At 65.8% G+C, this 14,484-nt stretch carries 14 protein-coding genes; 9 read left to right on the top strand and 5 right to left on the bottom strand.

The annotated features are described in order from the left end of the window. Positions 1–50: 50 nt before the first annotated feature. Positions 51–1,499, bottom strand: a complete 1,449-nt coding sequence (locus Q4610_RS04545) for a sigma-54-dependent transcriptional regulator (RefSeq protein ID WP_304534800.1) — start codon at positions 1,497–1,499, stop codon at positions 51–53. Positions 1,500–1,654: 155 nt separating this feature from the next. Between Q4610_RS04545 and Q4610_RS04540 the strand changes: the two genes are divergently transcribed. The 5 genes from Q4610_RS04540 (at position 1,655) to Q4610_RS04520 (ending at position 5,500) form a co-directional block, all read left to right on the top strand. Next, positions 1,655–1,777, top strand: a complete 123-nt coding sequence (locus Q4610_RS04540; protein WP_304534799.1) for an aa3-type cytochrome c oxidase subunit IV — start codon at positions 1,655–1,657, stop codon at positions 1,775–1,777. Between the two features lie 33 nt (positions 1,778–1,810). Further along, positions 1,811–2,932, top strand: coding sequence for an NAD(P) transhydrogenase subunit alpha (locus tag Q4610_RS04535; protein WP_304534798.1), 1,122 nt, complete (start codon positions 1,811–1,813; stop codon positions 2,930–2,932). A 91-nt stretch (positions 2,933–3,023) separates the two neighbouring features. After that, positions 3,024–3,308, top strand: a complete 285-nt coding sequence (locus Q4610_RS04530) for an NAD(P) transhydrogenase subunit alpha part 2 (RefSeq protein ID WP_304534797.1) — start codon at positions 3,024–3,026, stop codon at positions 3,306–3,308. Then, positions 3,308–4,729 (top strand): NAD(P)(+) transhydrogenase (Re/Si-specific) subunit beta, encoded by a 1,422-nt coding sequence (locus Q4610_RS04525; protein ID WP_304534796.1) that lies wholly within the window; start codon positions 3,308–3,310, stop codon positions 4,727–4,729. Before Q4610_RS04530 ends, Q4610_RS04525 begins: the two co-directional genes overlap by 1 nt. Before the next feature lie 81 nt (positions 4,730–4,810). Next, positions 4,811–5,500 (top strand): aspartate/glutamate racemase family protein, encoded by a 690-nt coding sequence (locus tag Q4610_RS04520; protein WP_304534795.1) that lies wholly within the window; start codon positions 4,811–4,813, stop codon positions 5,498–5,500. A 55-nt stretch (positions 5,501–5,555) separates the two neighbouring features. Here the strand turns inward: Q4610_RS04520 and Q4610_RS04515 are convergent, their stop codons facing one another. The 4 genes from Q4610_RS04515 to Q4610_RS04500 all read right to left on the bottom strand — a co-directional run bounded on the left by Q4610_RS04515 (position 5,556) and on the right by Q4610_RS04500 (position 10,743). Next, positions 5,556–6,290, bottom strand: a complete 735-nt coding sequence (locus Q4610_RS04515; RefSeq protein ID WP_304534794.1) for a FadR/GntR family transcriptional regulator — start codon at positions 6,288–6,290, stop codon at positions 5,556–5,558. A gap of 16 nt (positions 6,291–6,306) precedes the next feature. Further along, complete coding sequence (locus Q4610_RS04510; protein WP_304534793.1) at positions 6,307–7,230, bottom strand: Gfo/Idh/MocA family protein; 924 nt, start codon at positions 7,228–7,230, stop codon at positions 6,307–6,309. After that, entirely contained in the window at positions 7,227–8,804 is a 1,578-nt protein-coding gene (locus Q4610_RS04505) for an aldehyde dehydrogenase (NADP(+)) (RefSeq protein WP_304534792.1), read from the bottom strand. The genes Q4610_RS04510 and Q4610_RS04505 overlap by 4 nt, the downstream gene beginning before the upstream one ends. Before the next feature lie 136 nt (positions 8,805–8,940). Then, positions 8,941–10,743, bottom strand: coding sequence for an IlvD/Edd family dehydratase (locus tag Q4610_RS04500; RefSeq protein WP_304534791.1), 1,803 nt, complete (start codon positions 10,741–10,743; stop codon positions 8,941–8,943). Between the two features lie 98 nt (positions 10,744–10,841). Here Q4610_RS04500 and Q4610_RS04495 point away from each other — a divergent pair, with 98 nt between their 5' ends. The 4 genes from Q4610_RS04495 (at position 10,842) to Q4610_RS04480 (ending at position 14,366) form a co-directional block, all read left to right on the top strand. Next, a complete protein-coding gene (locus Q4610_RS04495; protein ID WP_304534790.1) occupies positions 10,842–11,786 on the top strand; it encodes a 2-dehydro-3-deoxygalactonokinase in 945 nt (314 codons plus the stop codon). After that, on the top strand, positions 11,783–12,415 hold the full coding sequence (locus Q4610_RS04490) for a 2-dehydro-3-deoxy-6-phosphogalactonate aldolase (RefSeq protein ID WP_304534789.1): 633 nt from the start codon (positions 11,783–11,785) through the stop codon (positions 12,413–12,415). Before Q4610_RS04495 ends, Q4610_RS04490 begins: the two co-directional genes overlap by 4 nt. Positions 12,416–12,543: 128 nt before the next feature. Continuing rightward, positions 12,544–13,578 (top strand): COX15/CtaA family protein, encoded by a 1,035-nt coding sequence (locus Q4610_RS04485; RefSeq protein WP_304534788.1) that lies wholly within the window; start codon positions 12,544–12,546, stop codon positions 13,576–13,578. Next, entirely contained in the window at positions 13,575–14,366 is a 792-nt protein-coding gene (locus tag Q4610_RS04480; RefSeq protein ID WP_304534787.1) for a hypothetical protein, read from the top strand. Before Q4610_RS04485 ends, Q4610_RS04480 begins: the two co-directional genes overlap by 4 nt. Positions 14,367–14,484: the final 118 nt, after the last annotated feature.

Raw genomic sequence — 14,484 nt, 5'->3', positions numbered from 1 at the left:
GGCGGCCGGGATGCGTTTGTCCGATCAGCGTATCCGATCAAGCGGCCCCATCACGCCGCGCTGTCGATGCCCAGTTCGGCGAGCTTGCGATACAGGGTGGACCGGCCGATGCCCAGCCGCCGGGCCACTTCGGTCATGCGACCACGATAATGGCCAATGGCGAGACGGATGACATCGGCTTCGATATCGGCAAGCTGGCGGACATGGCCGTCGCTTTCGAACAGGGTGATGCCCGCGCCGTCGCGATGCGGCTGCGTTGCTGCGCGAGGGCGGAGATGATGCACCTCGCCCGATCCCTGCGTCTGGATCTGCGCCGCGATCTGCGGGAAATCCTGCGGCGTCAGCGCGTCGCCCTCACATAATACGGCGGCGCGGAAGAGGGCGTTCTGCAACTGGCGGACATTGCCGGGCCAGCCATGCTGCATCAACAGCGCCAATGCATCATCGGTCAGGCCAAGGCCGCGCAGTCCCGGCTGGGCGGCGATGCGGGTCAGGAGATGGCGGCAGAGCGCGGGAATGTCTCCCATCCGTTCGCGCAGCGGCGGCACGGTCAACTGGACGACGTTCAGGCGATAATAGAGATCCTCGCGGAAGCGGCCGGCCTCGATCTCGTCGGACAATCGCTTGTTGGTGGCGGCGATGACGCGCACGTCGACATGAACGGGGCGTCGCGCACCGATCGGCTGCACTTCGCCATCCTGCAATACGCGCAGCAGCTTCACCTGCGCATCCAGCGGCATTTCGCTGACTTCGTCCAGGAAGATGGTGCCTGTATCGGCGCTGGCGAATTTGCCGACATGACGATCGAACGCGCCGGTGAAGGCGCCGCGTTCATGGCCGAACAGTTCCGATTCGACCAGGTTGGCGGGGATCGCGCCGCAATTGACCGTCACCATCGCCTGTTTGTGGCGGGGCGATGCGGCATGGATCGCCCTTGCGATAACATCCTTGCCGACGCCGCTTTCGCCTTCGATCAGCACGGGCACGCGGGCGCGCGCGGCCTTGGCCGCAATGGCCAGCGCGGCGCGGAATTGTGGTGCGGAGCCGACCACATCCTCGAAGGAGAGGGGTGCTGTGATCTTTTCGGTGAGCGGCCGCAGCTCGCCTGCGTTCGCGCCTTCCGCGATGGTGGCATTGAGCGCGGCCAGCAGGCGTTCGGGTGCGATCGGCTTGGACAGATAATCCGTGGCGCCCGCGCGCATCGCTTCGACGGCGATGGCGACATTGTTGTGCGCGGTCAGGATCAGGATCGGCAAGGCCGGCCGCCGCGCGCGGATTTCCCGGATCAGGCCCGATGGCTCATAATCGGGGCTCCACTGGTCCAGCACGATCGCGTCGAGCTGCATCCCGTCCTGCGTGCCCAGCGTGGCGATTGCGGTTTCGCCGTCCGACGCGAAGATGGTGCGCCATCCCGCACGCGAAGCCAGCGCCGACACCAGTCGCCTCTGCGCCGGTTCGTCGTCGATCAGCATCAGCATCGGTATGCCGTCGCGCGTCATTCATCCCCCTCATCTGGAACAGGCGGTTCATCCTAGAGCGAGGGGGTAAAGGCGTACTTAACCGCGAAAGATTTTCTTGTGCCCTGCGGGTTGAGGATCATGGTGTTTTGCGGATAAGGGATGCACCGCAAGACAACCGCAGCAGGGGACCGGATATGGCGTCTGACAATATCAAGAGCGCGATGCAGACCTACGGATCATTTGTCGGCTTCGTGAAATGGGGCACAATCGTCAGCGTGGCGCTGGCCGCTCTGGTTGTGTTGCTGATCTCGACCTAAGCCGGACGAAACGACAGGAGGGGTGCAACGATAATGAAAATAGCAGTGGTGAAGGAACAGGCCGCAGGCGAGCGCCGCGTTGCCGCGACGCCGGAAACGGTGAAGAAGTTCAAGGCGCTGGGCGCCGATGTCGCGGTTGAGGCCGGGGCAGGATTGACCGCGTCGATTGCCGACGCGGATTATGCAGCGGCTGGCGCGACGGTCGGGGATCGCGCCGCCACCGTGGCGGGCGCCGATATCATTCTGGGCGTGCAGGGGCCGGCGGCCGACAGCCTGGCCGGGGCGAAGCCGGGGGCGTGGATCGCTGCGGGCCTCAATCCCTTTGGCGAGCGTGCCCGTGTCGATGCCTATGCCGCTGCCGGGTTCGAAGCGCTGGCGATGGAGTTCATGCCGCGTATCACCCGCGCGCAGTCGATGGACATCCTTTCCTCGCAATCCAACCTGTCGGGTTACAAGGCGGTGCTCGACGCCGCTGCCGAATATGGCAAGGCCTTTCCAATGATGATGACAGCGGCCGGCACAGTGTCGGCTGCTAAGGCGTTCATCATGGGCGTGGGCGTCGCGGGCCTCCAGGCCATCGCCACCGCGCGCCGGCTGGGCGCGCAGGTCAGCGCCACCGACGTGCGCGCCGCGACCAAGGAGCAGATCGAATCACTCGGCGCCAAGGCGATCTTCGTGGAGAAGGTCGCGGGCATCGAGGGCGAAGGCACCGGCGGCTACGCCACCGAAATGTCTGACGAATACAAGGCTGCGCAGGCCGAACTCGTCTCCGCCCATATCGCCAAGCAGGATATCGTCATCACCACCGCGCTCATTCCGGGCCGTCCCGCGCCGCGCCTCATCACCGACGCGCAGATCGCGACGATGAAGCCGGGCAGCGTGATCGTCGACCTGGCGGTCGAGCAGGGCGGCAATGTCGAGGGCGCGGTGGCGGGCGAAGTGGTCGAGCGTCACGGCGTCAAGATCGTCGGCCATCGCAACGTGCCTTCGCGTCTGGCGACGGACGCTTCGGCGCTGTTCTCGCGCAACCTCTACAATTTCCTGTCCGCCTTCTGGGACAAGGACAAGAACGCGCCAGTGCTGGACGAGGAAATCGGCAACGCCATCCGCCTGACGCAGGGCGGCAAGGTGGTCAACGAACGGTTGCTGGCCTGACGCACATCATAAGGCGCGTGCCCGCCAAGGGGGTGGGGGCGCGCGACACGGTTCCGTGCCGACGTGCCGGAACGAACGGGGAGTAGGAACGATGGACTTCATCTCCATCCTGTCGATTTTCGTGCTGGCGTGTTTCGTCGGCTATTATGTGGTGTGGTCGGTGACGCCGGCGCTCCATACGCCGCTGATGGCCGTCACCAACGCCATTTCTTCGGTCATCATCGTCGGCGCGCTGGTCGCGTCGGCCGAAGCCGGTAGCATCGCGGCCAAGATATTGGGCCTGCTGGCCGTGGTGTTCGCGTCGGTCAACATCTTCGGCGGCTTTGCGGTCACTGAACGAATGCTGGCGATGTACAAGAAGAAGGAGCGCAAGTGATGCACGAACTCGCTCCTGTTTCGCCCTTCATCGCGCTGGCCTATCTGGTCGCGGGCGTTCTCTTCATCCTCGCCCTGCGCGGCCTGTCCAGTCCGGCGACCAGCCGGCGCGGCAACCGTATGGGCATGGCCGGCATGGCGATCGCCGTCGCCACCACGCTCTATACCCATGACGTGGTGAGCCTGCCGGAAATCCTCGGCGCCATCGTGGTCGGTGGCGGCATCGGCTTCATCATCGCCCGCCGCATCGCCATGACGGACATGCCGCAACTCGTCGCGGCCTTCCACAGCCTCGTCGGCCTTGCGGCCGTATTCGTGGGCGCGGCCGCCTATCTCAATCCCGGCGCGTTCGGCATCCTCGATCCGTTGACGGACGAGATCCACAATGCCAGCCGGGTCGAAATGGGGCTGGGCGTGGCGATCGGCGCGATCACCTTCTCCGGCTCGATCATCGCCTTCCTCAAACTGAACGGCAACATGTCGGGCAAGCCGATCATGCTGCCGGGCCGCCACCTCATCAACCTGGGCACGCTGGCCGCGATCCTGGGGCTGATCGCCTATTTCGTGACCGACCAGTCGCCCTGGATCTTCTGGACCGTGACGGCCTTGAGCTTCGTCATCGGCTTCCTGCTGATCATCCCGATCGGCGGCGCGGACATGCCGGTCGTGGTGTCGATGCTGAACAGCTATTCGGGCTGGGCGGCGGCGGCCATGGGCTTCACCCTGGGCAACAGCGCGATGATCATCACCGGCGCGCTGGTGGGGTCGTCGGGCGCGATCCTGTCCTACATCATGTGCAAGGCGATGAACCGCAGCTTCATCAGCGTGATCGCGGGTGGCTTCGGCGCGGAAAGCGGCCCTTCGGGCGGTGGCGCGGCGGCGGTCGACCGCCCCTACAAGCGCGGCAGCGCGGAGGACGCGGCGTTCCTGATGAAACAGGCGGACAGCGTCATCATCGTGCCGGGCTATGGCATGGCGGTCAGCCAGGCGCAGCACGCGCTGCGCGAAATGGGCGACCTGCTCAAGAAGGAAGGGGTGTCCGTCAAATACGCCATCCACCCGGTCGCGGGCCGCATGCCCGGCCATATGAACGTGCTGCTGGCCGAAGCCAATGTCCCCTATGACGAGGTGTTCGAACTGGAGGATATCAACAGCGAGTTCGGCCAGGCCGATGTCGCCTTCGTCATCGGCGCGAACGACGTGACCAATCCGGCGGCCAAGACCGACAAGACATCGCCTATCTACGGCATGCCGATCCTGGATGTCGCCAACGCCAAGTCGGTGCTGTTCGTAAAGCGCTCCATGGGCGGGGCGGGTTATGCCGGCGTGGATAATGAGGTGTTCTACATGGACAACACCATGATGCTGCTGGCCGACGCCAAGAAGATGGTCGAGGAAATCGTCAAGGGGCTTGCCCATTAAGCGGGGCTTCCCCTAACCATGGCAGGGACGGCCGGGCATTGCGCCTTGCCGTCCCTTTTCATGTCGGGATTCAGGGAATTTATGCACAAATTAGGTCTGATCGGCGGTCTTAGCTGGACGTCCACCGCCCGCTATTATGCGATCATCAATCAGGCGGTGCATCGGGCGCGGGGTGGACAGCATAGCGCGCCGCTGCTGATCGAGAGTCTCGACTTCGCCTCCGTGGCCGGCTGCGCGACCGAGGAGGAATGGGACCGCGCCGCCACCGCGCTGATCGACTCCGCCCGGCGGCTGGAAACGGCGGGTGCGGGCGCGCTGCTGATCTGCGCCAACTCCATGCACCGCGTCTATGACCGGGTACAGGGCGCGGTCGGCGTGCCGATCTTCCACATCGCTGAGCGGGTGGGCAAGAAGATGCAGGCCGACGGGATCGAGAAAGCCGCGCTGATCGGCACGCGCAATGTCATGACCGAGAAATTCTATCGCCAGCGACTGGTGGCGCATGGCGTGTCGCTGCTGCCCGCCGACATGGAACTGGCCGAGCGGATCGACCGCATCGTCTATGACGAACTGACCGTGGGCAAGGTGAGCCGCGAATCCGAACGCTACATGAAGTCGGAACTGACCGACATCGCCAAGCAGGATGTACAGGCGGTAGTGCTGGCCTGCACCGAACTGGAACTGATCGTCGATGTGAAGGCCAATGTGCTGCCGATCTACGACTGCACCAGCATTCATGCCAAAGCGGGGGTAGAGTTTATCCTGGGGTGAGTGCCGTCCCACGGAACTGCGATGCTCCCGCCTGCGGGGGAGCACCGTGATGCATTTACCCGCCCGGTTCGTTGATCGCAATGTCCATGTCGGCCAGCGCCAGACGCAGCAGTTCCGCCATGCTGGCGCGGGCGGCGGCGGTGTCGCGGGCGGCGATCGCCTGATAGACGGCACGATGATCGGGCAGGGGATCGCGGGGCAGCAGCTTCTTGCGATGCTTGAACTTGGTGGTCCAGCCCACCGCCGCGCCGACCGAACTGGCCAGGGCGGACAGCGCATCGTTGCGCGTCGCGGCCAGTATCGCGCGATGGAAACGCTGGTCGGCGTCGCGTCCTTCCGGCGTCGAAAGACCATAGCGACCCATATCGTCCAGGGCCTGCTCCATGGCTGTCAACTGATCGTCCGTGCGCCGCCGGGCCGCGAATTCGGCCGCCGCCGGTTCGATCACCCCGCGCAGTTCGAACAGATCACGGATGAAATCAGGGTCCGGCTCGCCCGCGAACATCCAGGCGAGCATTTCGGGGTCCAGCACATTCCAGCGGCTGCGCGGCAGGACGCGGGTGCCGGCCTTGGGGCGGCTTTCGATCATGCCCCGCGCAATCAGGATGCGCACCGCCTCGCGATAGGCGGTGCGCGATACGCCCAGCCGTTCGGACGCCTCGATTTCCCCCTCGAACAGATCGCCGGGCTTATATTGGCCGGTCAGGATGGCGGTGCCCAGGTCGCGGGCGATCGTCTGGTGGATGCGCAGCACGCCCTCGTCCGATCCGACCTTGCGCCCGTTGCCCACGTCCGTTTCCCCTATATCAGTCCTCAAATGCTGCCGTAGGACAATGCCGCCCGCAAAGAAAGGCGTCCGCCACCAGTCGCAAGGGGGCGGTGTCGGCATCGATCGCCTTGTCCGCGACCAGATCGACAAAGCGGCGATACATGGCCGGATATTCCGCGTCCGGCGCCTTCACCTGCACCGCGCCATCCAGGTACAGCATATTGCCGCCATCGGACAGGCGCAGGCTGCCCTGATCCGTCTCGACCGCGATGTCCCAGGTCTGTGGCCCGGTCTGGCGCCAGTCGAACACGGCATCGATCGCCGCGCCCGAAGCCGTGGCCATCTGGAGCATCGCGCCGATCGGGGCCTGCTTGTTGGCTGGGACTTCCAGTTCGGCGGACAGCAGGGTAATGGGTTCCTGCACGATTTCGGTCAGGATCGACAGGGCGTTGATGCCCGGATCGAACACGCCGAAACCACCCGCTTCCCAGATCCAGGGCTGGCCTGGATGCCAGTGGCGCACATCCTCGCGCCACTGAATGTCGATCCGTGCGACCTTGCGCTCGGCGATCCAGGCTTTCGCCGCCGCCACGGCGGCGGCATGGCGGCTGTGCCAACTGGCATAGAGCGTGACACCCTGGCGCCGGGCCAGCGCGACCAGCGCCTCCACTTCGGACACGGTCGCCCCCGGCGGCTTTTCCAGGAACACATGCTTCCCCGCCAGCAACGCCTGCCGCGCCGCATGATAGCGAACCTGCGGCGGCTGGCAGAGGATGACGGCATCCAGACCGGCTTCCCCTGCCAGCATCGCGCCGAGATCGGGGTAATTATGCACTCCTTCGCCCTGCGCGTTGCGGCTGGCGATGGCGACCAGTTCGATGCCGTCGATCTTCAGAATTGCGGGCAGGTGCTGGTCGCGTGCGATCTTGCCCAGCCCCACCAGACCGGCCCTGATCGTCATGCGACGACCGCCAGCCGGCCTTCCATGCGGCGTGTCAGGCCCCAGGGATTGGCGTCCTGCAATGCGGCGGGCAACAGTGCATCGGGCACGTCCTGATAGCAGACGGGACGCAGGAATCGCATCATCGCCAGCGTGCCGACCGAGGTGGAACGACCATCGGAGGTGGACGGGAAGGGGCCGCCATGAACCATGGCATGGGTCACTTCCACGCCGGTGGGCCAGCCATTGGTCAGGATGCGCCCGACCTTGCGCGACAGGGTGGGCAACAGCGCGGCGGCATGGGCGTCGTCGCCTTCCCCGATCTGGAGCGTTGCCGTGAGCTGGCCTTCCAGGTCGGCGATGGTGGCGATCACCTCCTCGATCGTGGCGCATTTCACCAGGATGGATGATGCGCCGAACACTTCATGCGCCAGCGCCGGGTTGGCGCGGAACTGGTCGGCGGCGGTGGCGAAAAAGGCCGACTGGCCGCGATTGACACCGTCCGCCTGCGTGCCGCGGGCGATGGTGGTGACGCCATCGGCGCCTGCCAGCGCCTCGACACCCTTTTCATAGGCGACATGGATGCCCGGCGTCAGCATGACCTGCGCCGCGTTGGCCGACAGCGCATCGGCCGCCGCCGCCACGAACCTGTCCAGATCGGGGCTGTCGAGCGCGATCACCAGGCCGGGGTTGGTACAGAACTGGCCGGCGAACAGCGACATCGAACCGACGAACGCGGTGCCCAGCGCGTCAGCGCGCGCAGCGAGCGCGCCGGGCAGCAGGACGACCGGGTTGATCGACGACATTTCCGCATAGACCGGGATCGGCTCGGCGCGCCGGGCCGCGATCTGCATCAGGGCGATGCCGCCGCCGCGCGATCCGGTGAAGCCCACCGCCTTGATGCGCGGATCGGCGACCAGCGCACCACCCAGTTCATGGGTGGTGCCGGGCAGATAGGAAAACACGCCTTCGGGCAGACCGCAGGCCGCGACCGCCGCGATGATCGCACGAGCAACCAGTTCGCCCGTGCCGGGATGGGCCGGATGGCCCTTCACCACCACCGGGCAGCCAGCGGCAAAGGCCGACGCGGTATCACCGCCCGCGACCGAGAAGGCGAGCGGGAAGTTGGATGCGCCGAACACGGCGACCGGGCCGACACCCATATTGACACGGCGCAGGTCGCTGCGCGGCAGTGGCGTGCGATCCGGCAGCGCCTTGTCGATGGTGGCGTCGAGCCAGTCGCCCTGGCGGACATAGCTGGCGAACAGGCGCAACTGGCCGACGGTGCGGCCCCGTTCTCCCTCCAGCCGGCCGCGCGGCAGGCCGGATTCGCGCATGGCGGTGGTGATCAGCAGGTCGCCTGTGGCCATGATCTGGTCAGCGACGGTTTCCAGGAAGGTAGCGCGGGCATCAGGCGTCAGGCTGGAAAAGCGTGCAAATGCCGCATCAGCCAGGGCCGTGGCGTCGGCGACATCGGCAACCGATGCGTTGGAGAAGGCGATATCGCCTTTTTCGCCGGTGGCCGGGTCGATGGCGTGGAATGGCACGCCGCCGGTGCGCGTGCTTGCGCCGATAAGGATGGCTCCGTTGAACATGGCGTTCTCCTGAACAGGGGATGGAACAGATCGATCATGGCGCCGGGATGTGATCCATTGGCGACGCATGGCTTGTTGAGAGGACGGGGATGGGGGCGGCCACCGGATGGTAAGGCCACCCCCATCCTCTAAAGGATCAGTGATTGTCGCGCGGCAGGCCCATGGTCTGGGCGATGCGCTGATATTTTTCCGCGCCTTCCAGGATCGCGCCCGTATTCAACTGGCCGACGACCGCGCGCTGGATTTCCTGCCATGGCGTTTGCGAGGCGGGATATTGGAAACCGCCCGCAGCCTCCAGCCGCGCGCGGCGATCCGCCAGTTCCTCGTCGGAAATCAGCACATTCACGGTCCCGGCCTTCAGGTCCATGCGAACCCGGTCACCGGTTTCCAGCAGCGCAAGGCCGCCCATCGCCGCTGCTTCGGGCGATGCATTGAGGATCGACGGGCTGCCGCTCGTGCCCGACTGGCGCCCATCGCCGATGCACGGCAGGGCGGATACGCCCTCGGTGATCAGGTAGGCGGGCGGGCGCATGTTCACGACTTCGGCTGCGCCGGGATAGCCGATCGGCCCCGCGCCGCGCATGAACAGCAACGTGTCGGCGGTGATGCCGGTTGCCGGATCGTCGATGCGGTGGTGATAATCCTCCGGCCCGTCGAACACGACCGCCGGCCCTTCGAACGCTTCGGGGTCATCGGGGTTGGACAGGTATCGGTCGCGGAATTCGGCGCTGATGACGCTGGTTTTCATGATGGCCGCGTCGAACAGATTGCCCGACAGGACCAGGAAGCCGGCATCCTTGACCAGCGGCTGCCCGAACGGACGGATCACCTTTTCATCCTCGATCGCCACGCCCCGGCAATTGTCGCCCATGGTCTTGCCATTGACGGTCATCGCGCCTTCGCGGATCAGGCCCTGGTCGATCAACTGGCTGACGACGGCGGGGACGCCGCCGGCGCGATAATAATCCTCGGCCAGATACTCGCCCGCAGGCTGGAGGTTGACGAGCAGCGGCACCTTGTGCCCGATCGTCTCCCAATCCTTGAGCGGCAGGTCCACGCCCATATGGCGGGCGATGGCGGCCAGGTGGATCGGCGCGTTGGTCGATCCGCCGATCGCCGAATTGACCGTGATGGCGTTGTGGAACGCATCCAGCGTCATGATGTCGGATGGCTTGAGATCCTCCGCGACCATCTCCACGATGCGCTTGCCGGTGAGATAGGCGACCTCCTGCCGGTCGCGATAGGGGGCGGGGATCGCCGCCGATCCCGGCAGCATCATGCCCAGCGCCTCGGCCAGCGAATTCATGGTCGATGCCGTGCCCATGGTGTTGCAATAGCCGGTCGAGGGCGCCGACGACGCGACGAGCTTGATGAAGCCTTCATCGTCGATCTTGCCGGCGGCCAGCAACTGGCGCCCTTTCCAGACGATCGTGCCGGACCCGGTGCGTTCCCCCTTGAACCAGCCATTGAGCATCGGGCCGACCGACAGGGCGATGGCCGGGATATTGACGGTGGCGGCCGCCATCAGCAACGCCGGCGTCGTCTTGTCGCAGCCGGTGGTCAGGATCACGCCGTCGAGCGGATAGCCATACATGGCTTCGACCAGGCCCAGATAGGCCAGGTTGCGGTCAAGGCCGGCGGTCGGGCGCTTGCCGGTTTCCTGAATCGGGTGGACCGGAAATTCCAGCGCGATGCCGCCCATTTCGCGAATGCCGTCGCGCATCCGTTCGGCCAGCACGATATGATGGCGGTTGCATGGGCTGAGGTCGCTGCCGGTCTGGGCGATGCCGATGATCGGTTTGCCGCTGCGCAGTTCGTCCAGGCTCAGGCCGAAGTTCAGATAGCGCTCCAGATAGAGCGATGTCATGTCGATATTGTCGGGGTTGTCGAACCAGGCGCGGCTGCGCAGTTTCGGGAAGGTTTTGGGCGAATCGCTCATCGGGCATCCTGACGCAGAAATAGGGCGTGGCGCATTGACGCGCTCACCATTGCGATATACTCATACAAATTAAATTTCAAGTATCCGATCGGGCAAATGTGAGCGTTATCATCGATCAGGACCGCGAAGGACTGCCACGCGATGGCTATGCCGTCATCGGTGACTGGGGGACCAGTCGCCTGCGCCTGTTCCGGGTCGAGCAGGGCGTGGTCACGGCCCGGCGGGACGGGCCGGGGATCGGTGCGGTGGGCGGCGCGGCGGCGCTGGCCCTTGCCGAAATCATCGCGCCCTGGCTGACGGATGGCCCCCCCCGGTGCATCACGCTCTGCGGCATGGTTGGCGCCCGCGATGGCTGGGTGGAGGTTCCCTATGCCGATTGTCCCGCCGATGCGCCGACATGGCGACAGGTGGCCGCGACCTTCGACTGGCGCGGCGTGCCGGTCCGCATCATGGCAGGGCTGGCGTGTGAGGGCGCAGATGGCGTCCCCGACGTGATGCGGGGTGAGGAAACCCAGATTTTCGGGGCTTGCCTCCATGATCCCGCGCTGGGGCAGGGACGGCATATGATCGTGCTGCCGGGCACCCACAATAAATGGTCGCTGCTGGAGGACGGCCGCGTCACGGCTTTCCATACTGTGCCGACCGGCGAACTGTTCGCGCTGCTGCGTGACCGATCGACCCTGGCGGCGAAGGTCGAGGCGCCCGATCCCGCCGAAGAAGCCCTTGGTTTTGCCGAAGGGCTGGATAAAGCGGGTGTCGTACAGCTGTTCCACTCGTTGTTCGCGACGCGATCGATGCGCCTGCGCGCCGGCCGTTCTCCCGACTGGGCGCTGGGCTATCTGTCGGGGCTGTTGATCGGTTGCGAGGTGGCGGAGATGCGCGCAACTTTGGGGGAGGCCGCGCATGTGGTGCTGATCGGCGACAAGGCGCTGTCCATGCGCTATGCGCGGGCTTTTGGCGCGCAAGGGATCGCCACGCGCCTGCTGGACGGGGACGCCTGCGCGCGGGCGGGCCTTGGATATGGTGGAGGCGATGGGGCATGACGCTGGATGACCTGCTGGCAAACGGTGCCCCGCCCGTTTGCGCCATCCTGCGCGGCATCAGGCCGCAGGAGGCGGTGGATGTGGGCGCGGCGCTGGTCGATGCGGGCATTCGCATCCTCGAAGTGCCGTTCAACTCGCCTGAACCGCTGACAAGCATCGCGGCGATGCAACAGGCGTTCGGCGATGTCGCCCTGATCGGCGGAGGCACGGTTTTGAGCGTCGAGGTGGTGGAGGCGTTGCACCGGGCCGGTGGCCGCATCATGGTGACGCCCAACACCGACGCGGCCGTCATCGCCCGCGGCGCGGCGCTGGGGCTGGACCTGCTACCGGGTTTCATGACACCGGGTGAAGCCTTTGCCGCCATCGCGGCGGGCGCGAAGCGGATCAAGCTGTTCCCGGCAGGCCGGCTGGGATCAGCCTATGTGAAGGCGATCAGGGACGTGTTGCCGGGCGATGTGGGCGTGTGGGCGGTCGGTGGCGCCGGCGCTGACACGATCGGTGAATGGCTGGCGGCGGGCTGTGAAGGCATAGGTGTCGGCGGCGCGCTGTACCGGCCCGGCGACGATGCGGCGATCGTGGCCCAGCGTGGACGGCAACTGGTCGCGGCATGGCTGGCGGCGCGGGGGTGACGCGCCTGGCATCTTGATCCCTGCCGTGCCGCCAGACATGATGCTGTCCACCATGGCGCGGACCATGGGGTCATATGTCCATGTGTGCCGGGTTGAAATGGACAGGGCTTGGGCGCATGGACCGGGACATGACAGCGTCCGCCTCTTCGCGCGTTCCGCGCCCCGCCGCCATCGCCCGCTGGCTCCTGGTCGTCGCCTTTCTGGTTTTCTGCATGGTGGTGGTCGGCGGCATCACCCGCCTGACGGAATCCGGTCTGTCGATCACCCAATGGAAACCGATTACGGGTGCCATCCCGCCCCTGACCCACGACCAGTGGATGGAGGCGTTCCGCCTTTACCAGCAAATCCCGGAATATCAGCAGTTGCGGCAAGGCATGACCCTGCCGGATTTCCAGTTCATCTTCTTCTGGGAATGGGTGCATCGGTTGTTGGGACGACTGATCGGCGTCGCCTTCGCCTTGCCCCTGCTGTGGTTCGCATGGCGGCGTGCGATTCCGCAGGGTTACGGGCTTCGGCTGGTCGCGCTGCTGGCGCTGGGCGGATTGCAGGGGGCGATCGGCTGGTGGATGGTCAAGTCCGGCCTGTCGGTGCGCACGGATGTCAGTCATTATCGGCTGGCGGTGCATCTGTTGACGGCGCTGTTCATCATCGGCGGCCTCATCTGGACGGCGCTCGACCTGTTTGCGCTGGCGCGCTTCCCCCGCGCGAAACCGGCCATGTTGCGGCCCTTCGCGCTGGTCGTGCTGCTGCTTTTGATGGTGCAACTGATGCTGGGCGCCTTCACCGCCGGGCTGGATGCGGGCTATGTCTCCAGCACTTGGCCGCTGATGAACGATCATCTCGTGCCGGAAGGGATCAGTTGGATGGGATCGCTCTGGGCGACCATCTCGTCCGATCCCTATCTCGTTCATTTTCTCCATCGCTGGTGGGCCTGGGTTGCGGCGGCCGCGCTGTTCGTGCTGGCGCGCCGGGCGAAACGCGCCGGGCAGCGCGGCGCGTCGATCGCGATTCAGGCGACGCTGGGCACGCAGATCCTGCTCGGCATCGCCACCGTTGTCAGCGGCATCGCCTTGCCGCTCGCCGTGCTGCATCAGGCCGTGGGGGCACTGGTGGTGGCCGCCACCGCGTGGGGCGCGCATGCCATCGGTGCCCGCAGCCGATGAAGCGCCGCGGCCTTGCCCTCCTGCTGCTCGCGCTCGCCCAGCCTGCGCTGGCGGAGCGCATTTCCATCCCGTTCGCGCCGCCGATCAATCGGGATTTCGTCTATCGCATCGAACAATATCGGCCGGTAGCAGGCAAGGTCAGCCTGTTCAGCGCGACCCGCGCGCTCCGCTTCGAAAGAACGGGTGACGGCTATATCCTGGTCGCCACGTTGCGGGCGATCGACAGCGACGCACCGGCGGCCGGTGTGGAACCCTATCGCGCGGCGCTGGGTCCGCTGGTCGGGATCGAGATGCGCTTCCGGCTGGACGGACGCGGGCGGATCGTCGCGCTCGACGATCTGGATGCGGTGTGGGTCAGGGTGCGGGCCGGAGTGGACGCGATGCTGGCCAGCTTCGCCCCCGACAGCGATCGTTATCGCGCCGCGCAGAAAGTGCAGACGCTTTTCGCCGGCCTCTCGCCGAACGGGCGGCTGGCATTGCTGGCGGGCGAACTTCAGCCGCTGTTCCTGTTCGCGGGCAGCCAGGTCGAGGATGGCGCGGGGCGCGGCCTGCGCACCATGGCGGGATCGCCGCTTGGCCGCCCGATGCCGGTGGAAGGCGCGCTGACGGTTGCGGGGAAGGGCGCCGACGCGCTGGACATGGAAGAAAAACTGGCGGGTGAGGGCGTGCAGGTGGCGATCCGTTATCATCTTTCCCGCGCCACCGGGCTGGTCGAAAGCCAGCAGCGCAGCCTGGCGGTCGGCGCGCAAGCGTTGACGGAAAAGCGCAGCCTGACACTGGCACCTTGAGGTGCGGTATTATTTTACCTGTCGGCAAACGCGCCGAATCTCTTGACTTCACCGACTATAGTGGCCATTAGCGCCCCACTTCCGGGCGTCGGTAACGGCGCCCGGTTTCATTTTTCAT

Source organism: Sphingobium cyanobacteriorum, from assembly GCF_030580935.1.
In the GTDB taxonomy this organism is placed as follows: Bacteria; Pseudomonadota; Alphaproteobacteria; order Sphingomonadales; family Sphingomonadaceae; genus Sphingobium; species Sphingobium cyanobacteriorum.
This window is presented reverse-complemented; position numbering and strand designations above follow the sequence as displayed.

Excerpts from the sequence above, each read along its gene's own strand:
- Q4610_RS04545 (WP_304534800.1), bottom strand. The coding sequence starts at position 1,499 with ATGACGCGCGACGGCATACCGATGCTGATGCTGATCGACGACGAACCG.
- Q4610_RS04505 (WP_304534792.1), bottom strand. The coding sequence starts at position 8,804 with ATGTTCAACGGAGCCATCCTTATCGGCGCAAGCACGCGCACCGGCGGC.
- Q4610_RS04510 (WP_304534793.1), bottom strand. The coding sequence starts at position 7,230 with ATGACGATCAGGGCCGGTCTGGTGGGGCTGGGCAAGATCGCACGCGAC.
- Q4610_RS04525 (WP_304534796.1), top strand. The coding sequence starts at position 3,308 with ATGCACGAACTCGCTCCTGTTTCGCCCTTCATCGCGCTGGCCTATCTG.
- Q4610_RS04490 (WP_304534789.1), top strand. The coding sequence starts at position 11,783 with ATGACGCTGGATGACCTGCTGGCAAACGGTGCCCCGCCCGTTTGCGCC.
- Q4610_RS04535 (WP_304534798.1), top strand. The coding sequence starts at position 1,811 with ATGAAAATAGCAGTGGTGAAGGAACAGGCCGCAGGCGAGCGCCGCGTT.
- Q4610_RS04480 (WP_304534787.1), top strand. The coding sequence starts at position 13,575 with ATGAAGCGCCGCGGCCTTGCCCTCCTGCTGCTCGCGCTCGCCCAGCCT.
- Q4610_RS04520 (WP_304534795.1), top strand. The coding sequence starts at position 4,811 with ATGCACAAATTAGGTCTGATCGGCGGTCTTAGCTGGACGTCCACCGCC.
- Q4610_RS04540 (WP_304534799.1), top strand. The coding sequence starts at position 1,655 with ATGGCGTCTGACAATATCAAGAGCGCGATGCAGACCTACGGATCATTT.
- Q4610_RS04530 (WP_304534797.1), top strand. The coding sequence starts at position 3,024 with ATGGACTTCATCTCCATCCTGTCGATTTTCGTGCTGGCGTGTTTCGTC.
- Q4610_RS04485 (WP_304534788.1), top strand. The coding sequence starts at position 12,544 with ATGACAGCGTCCGCCTCTTCGCGCGTTCCGCGCCCCGCCGCCATCGCC.
- Q4610_RS04500 (WP_304534791.1), bottom strand. The coding sequence starts at position 10,743 with ATGAGCGATTCGCCCAAAACCTTCCCGAAACTGCGCAGCCGCGCCTGG.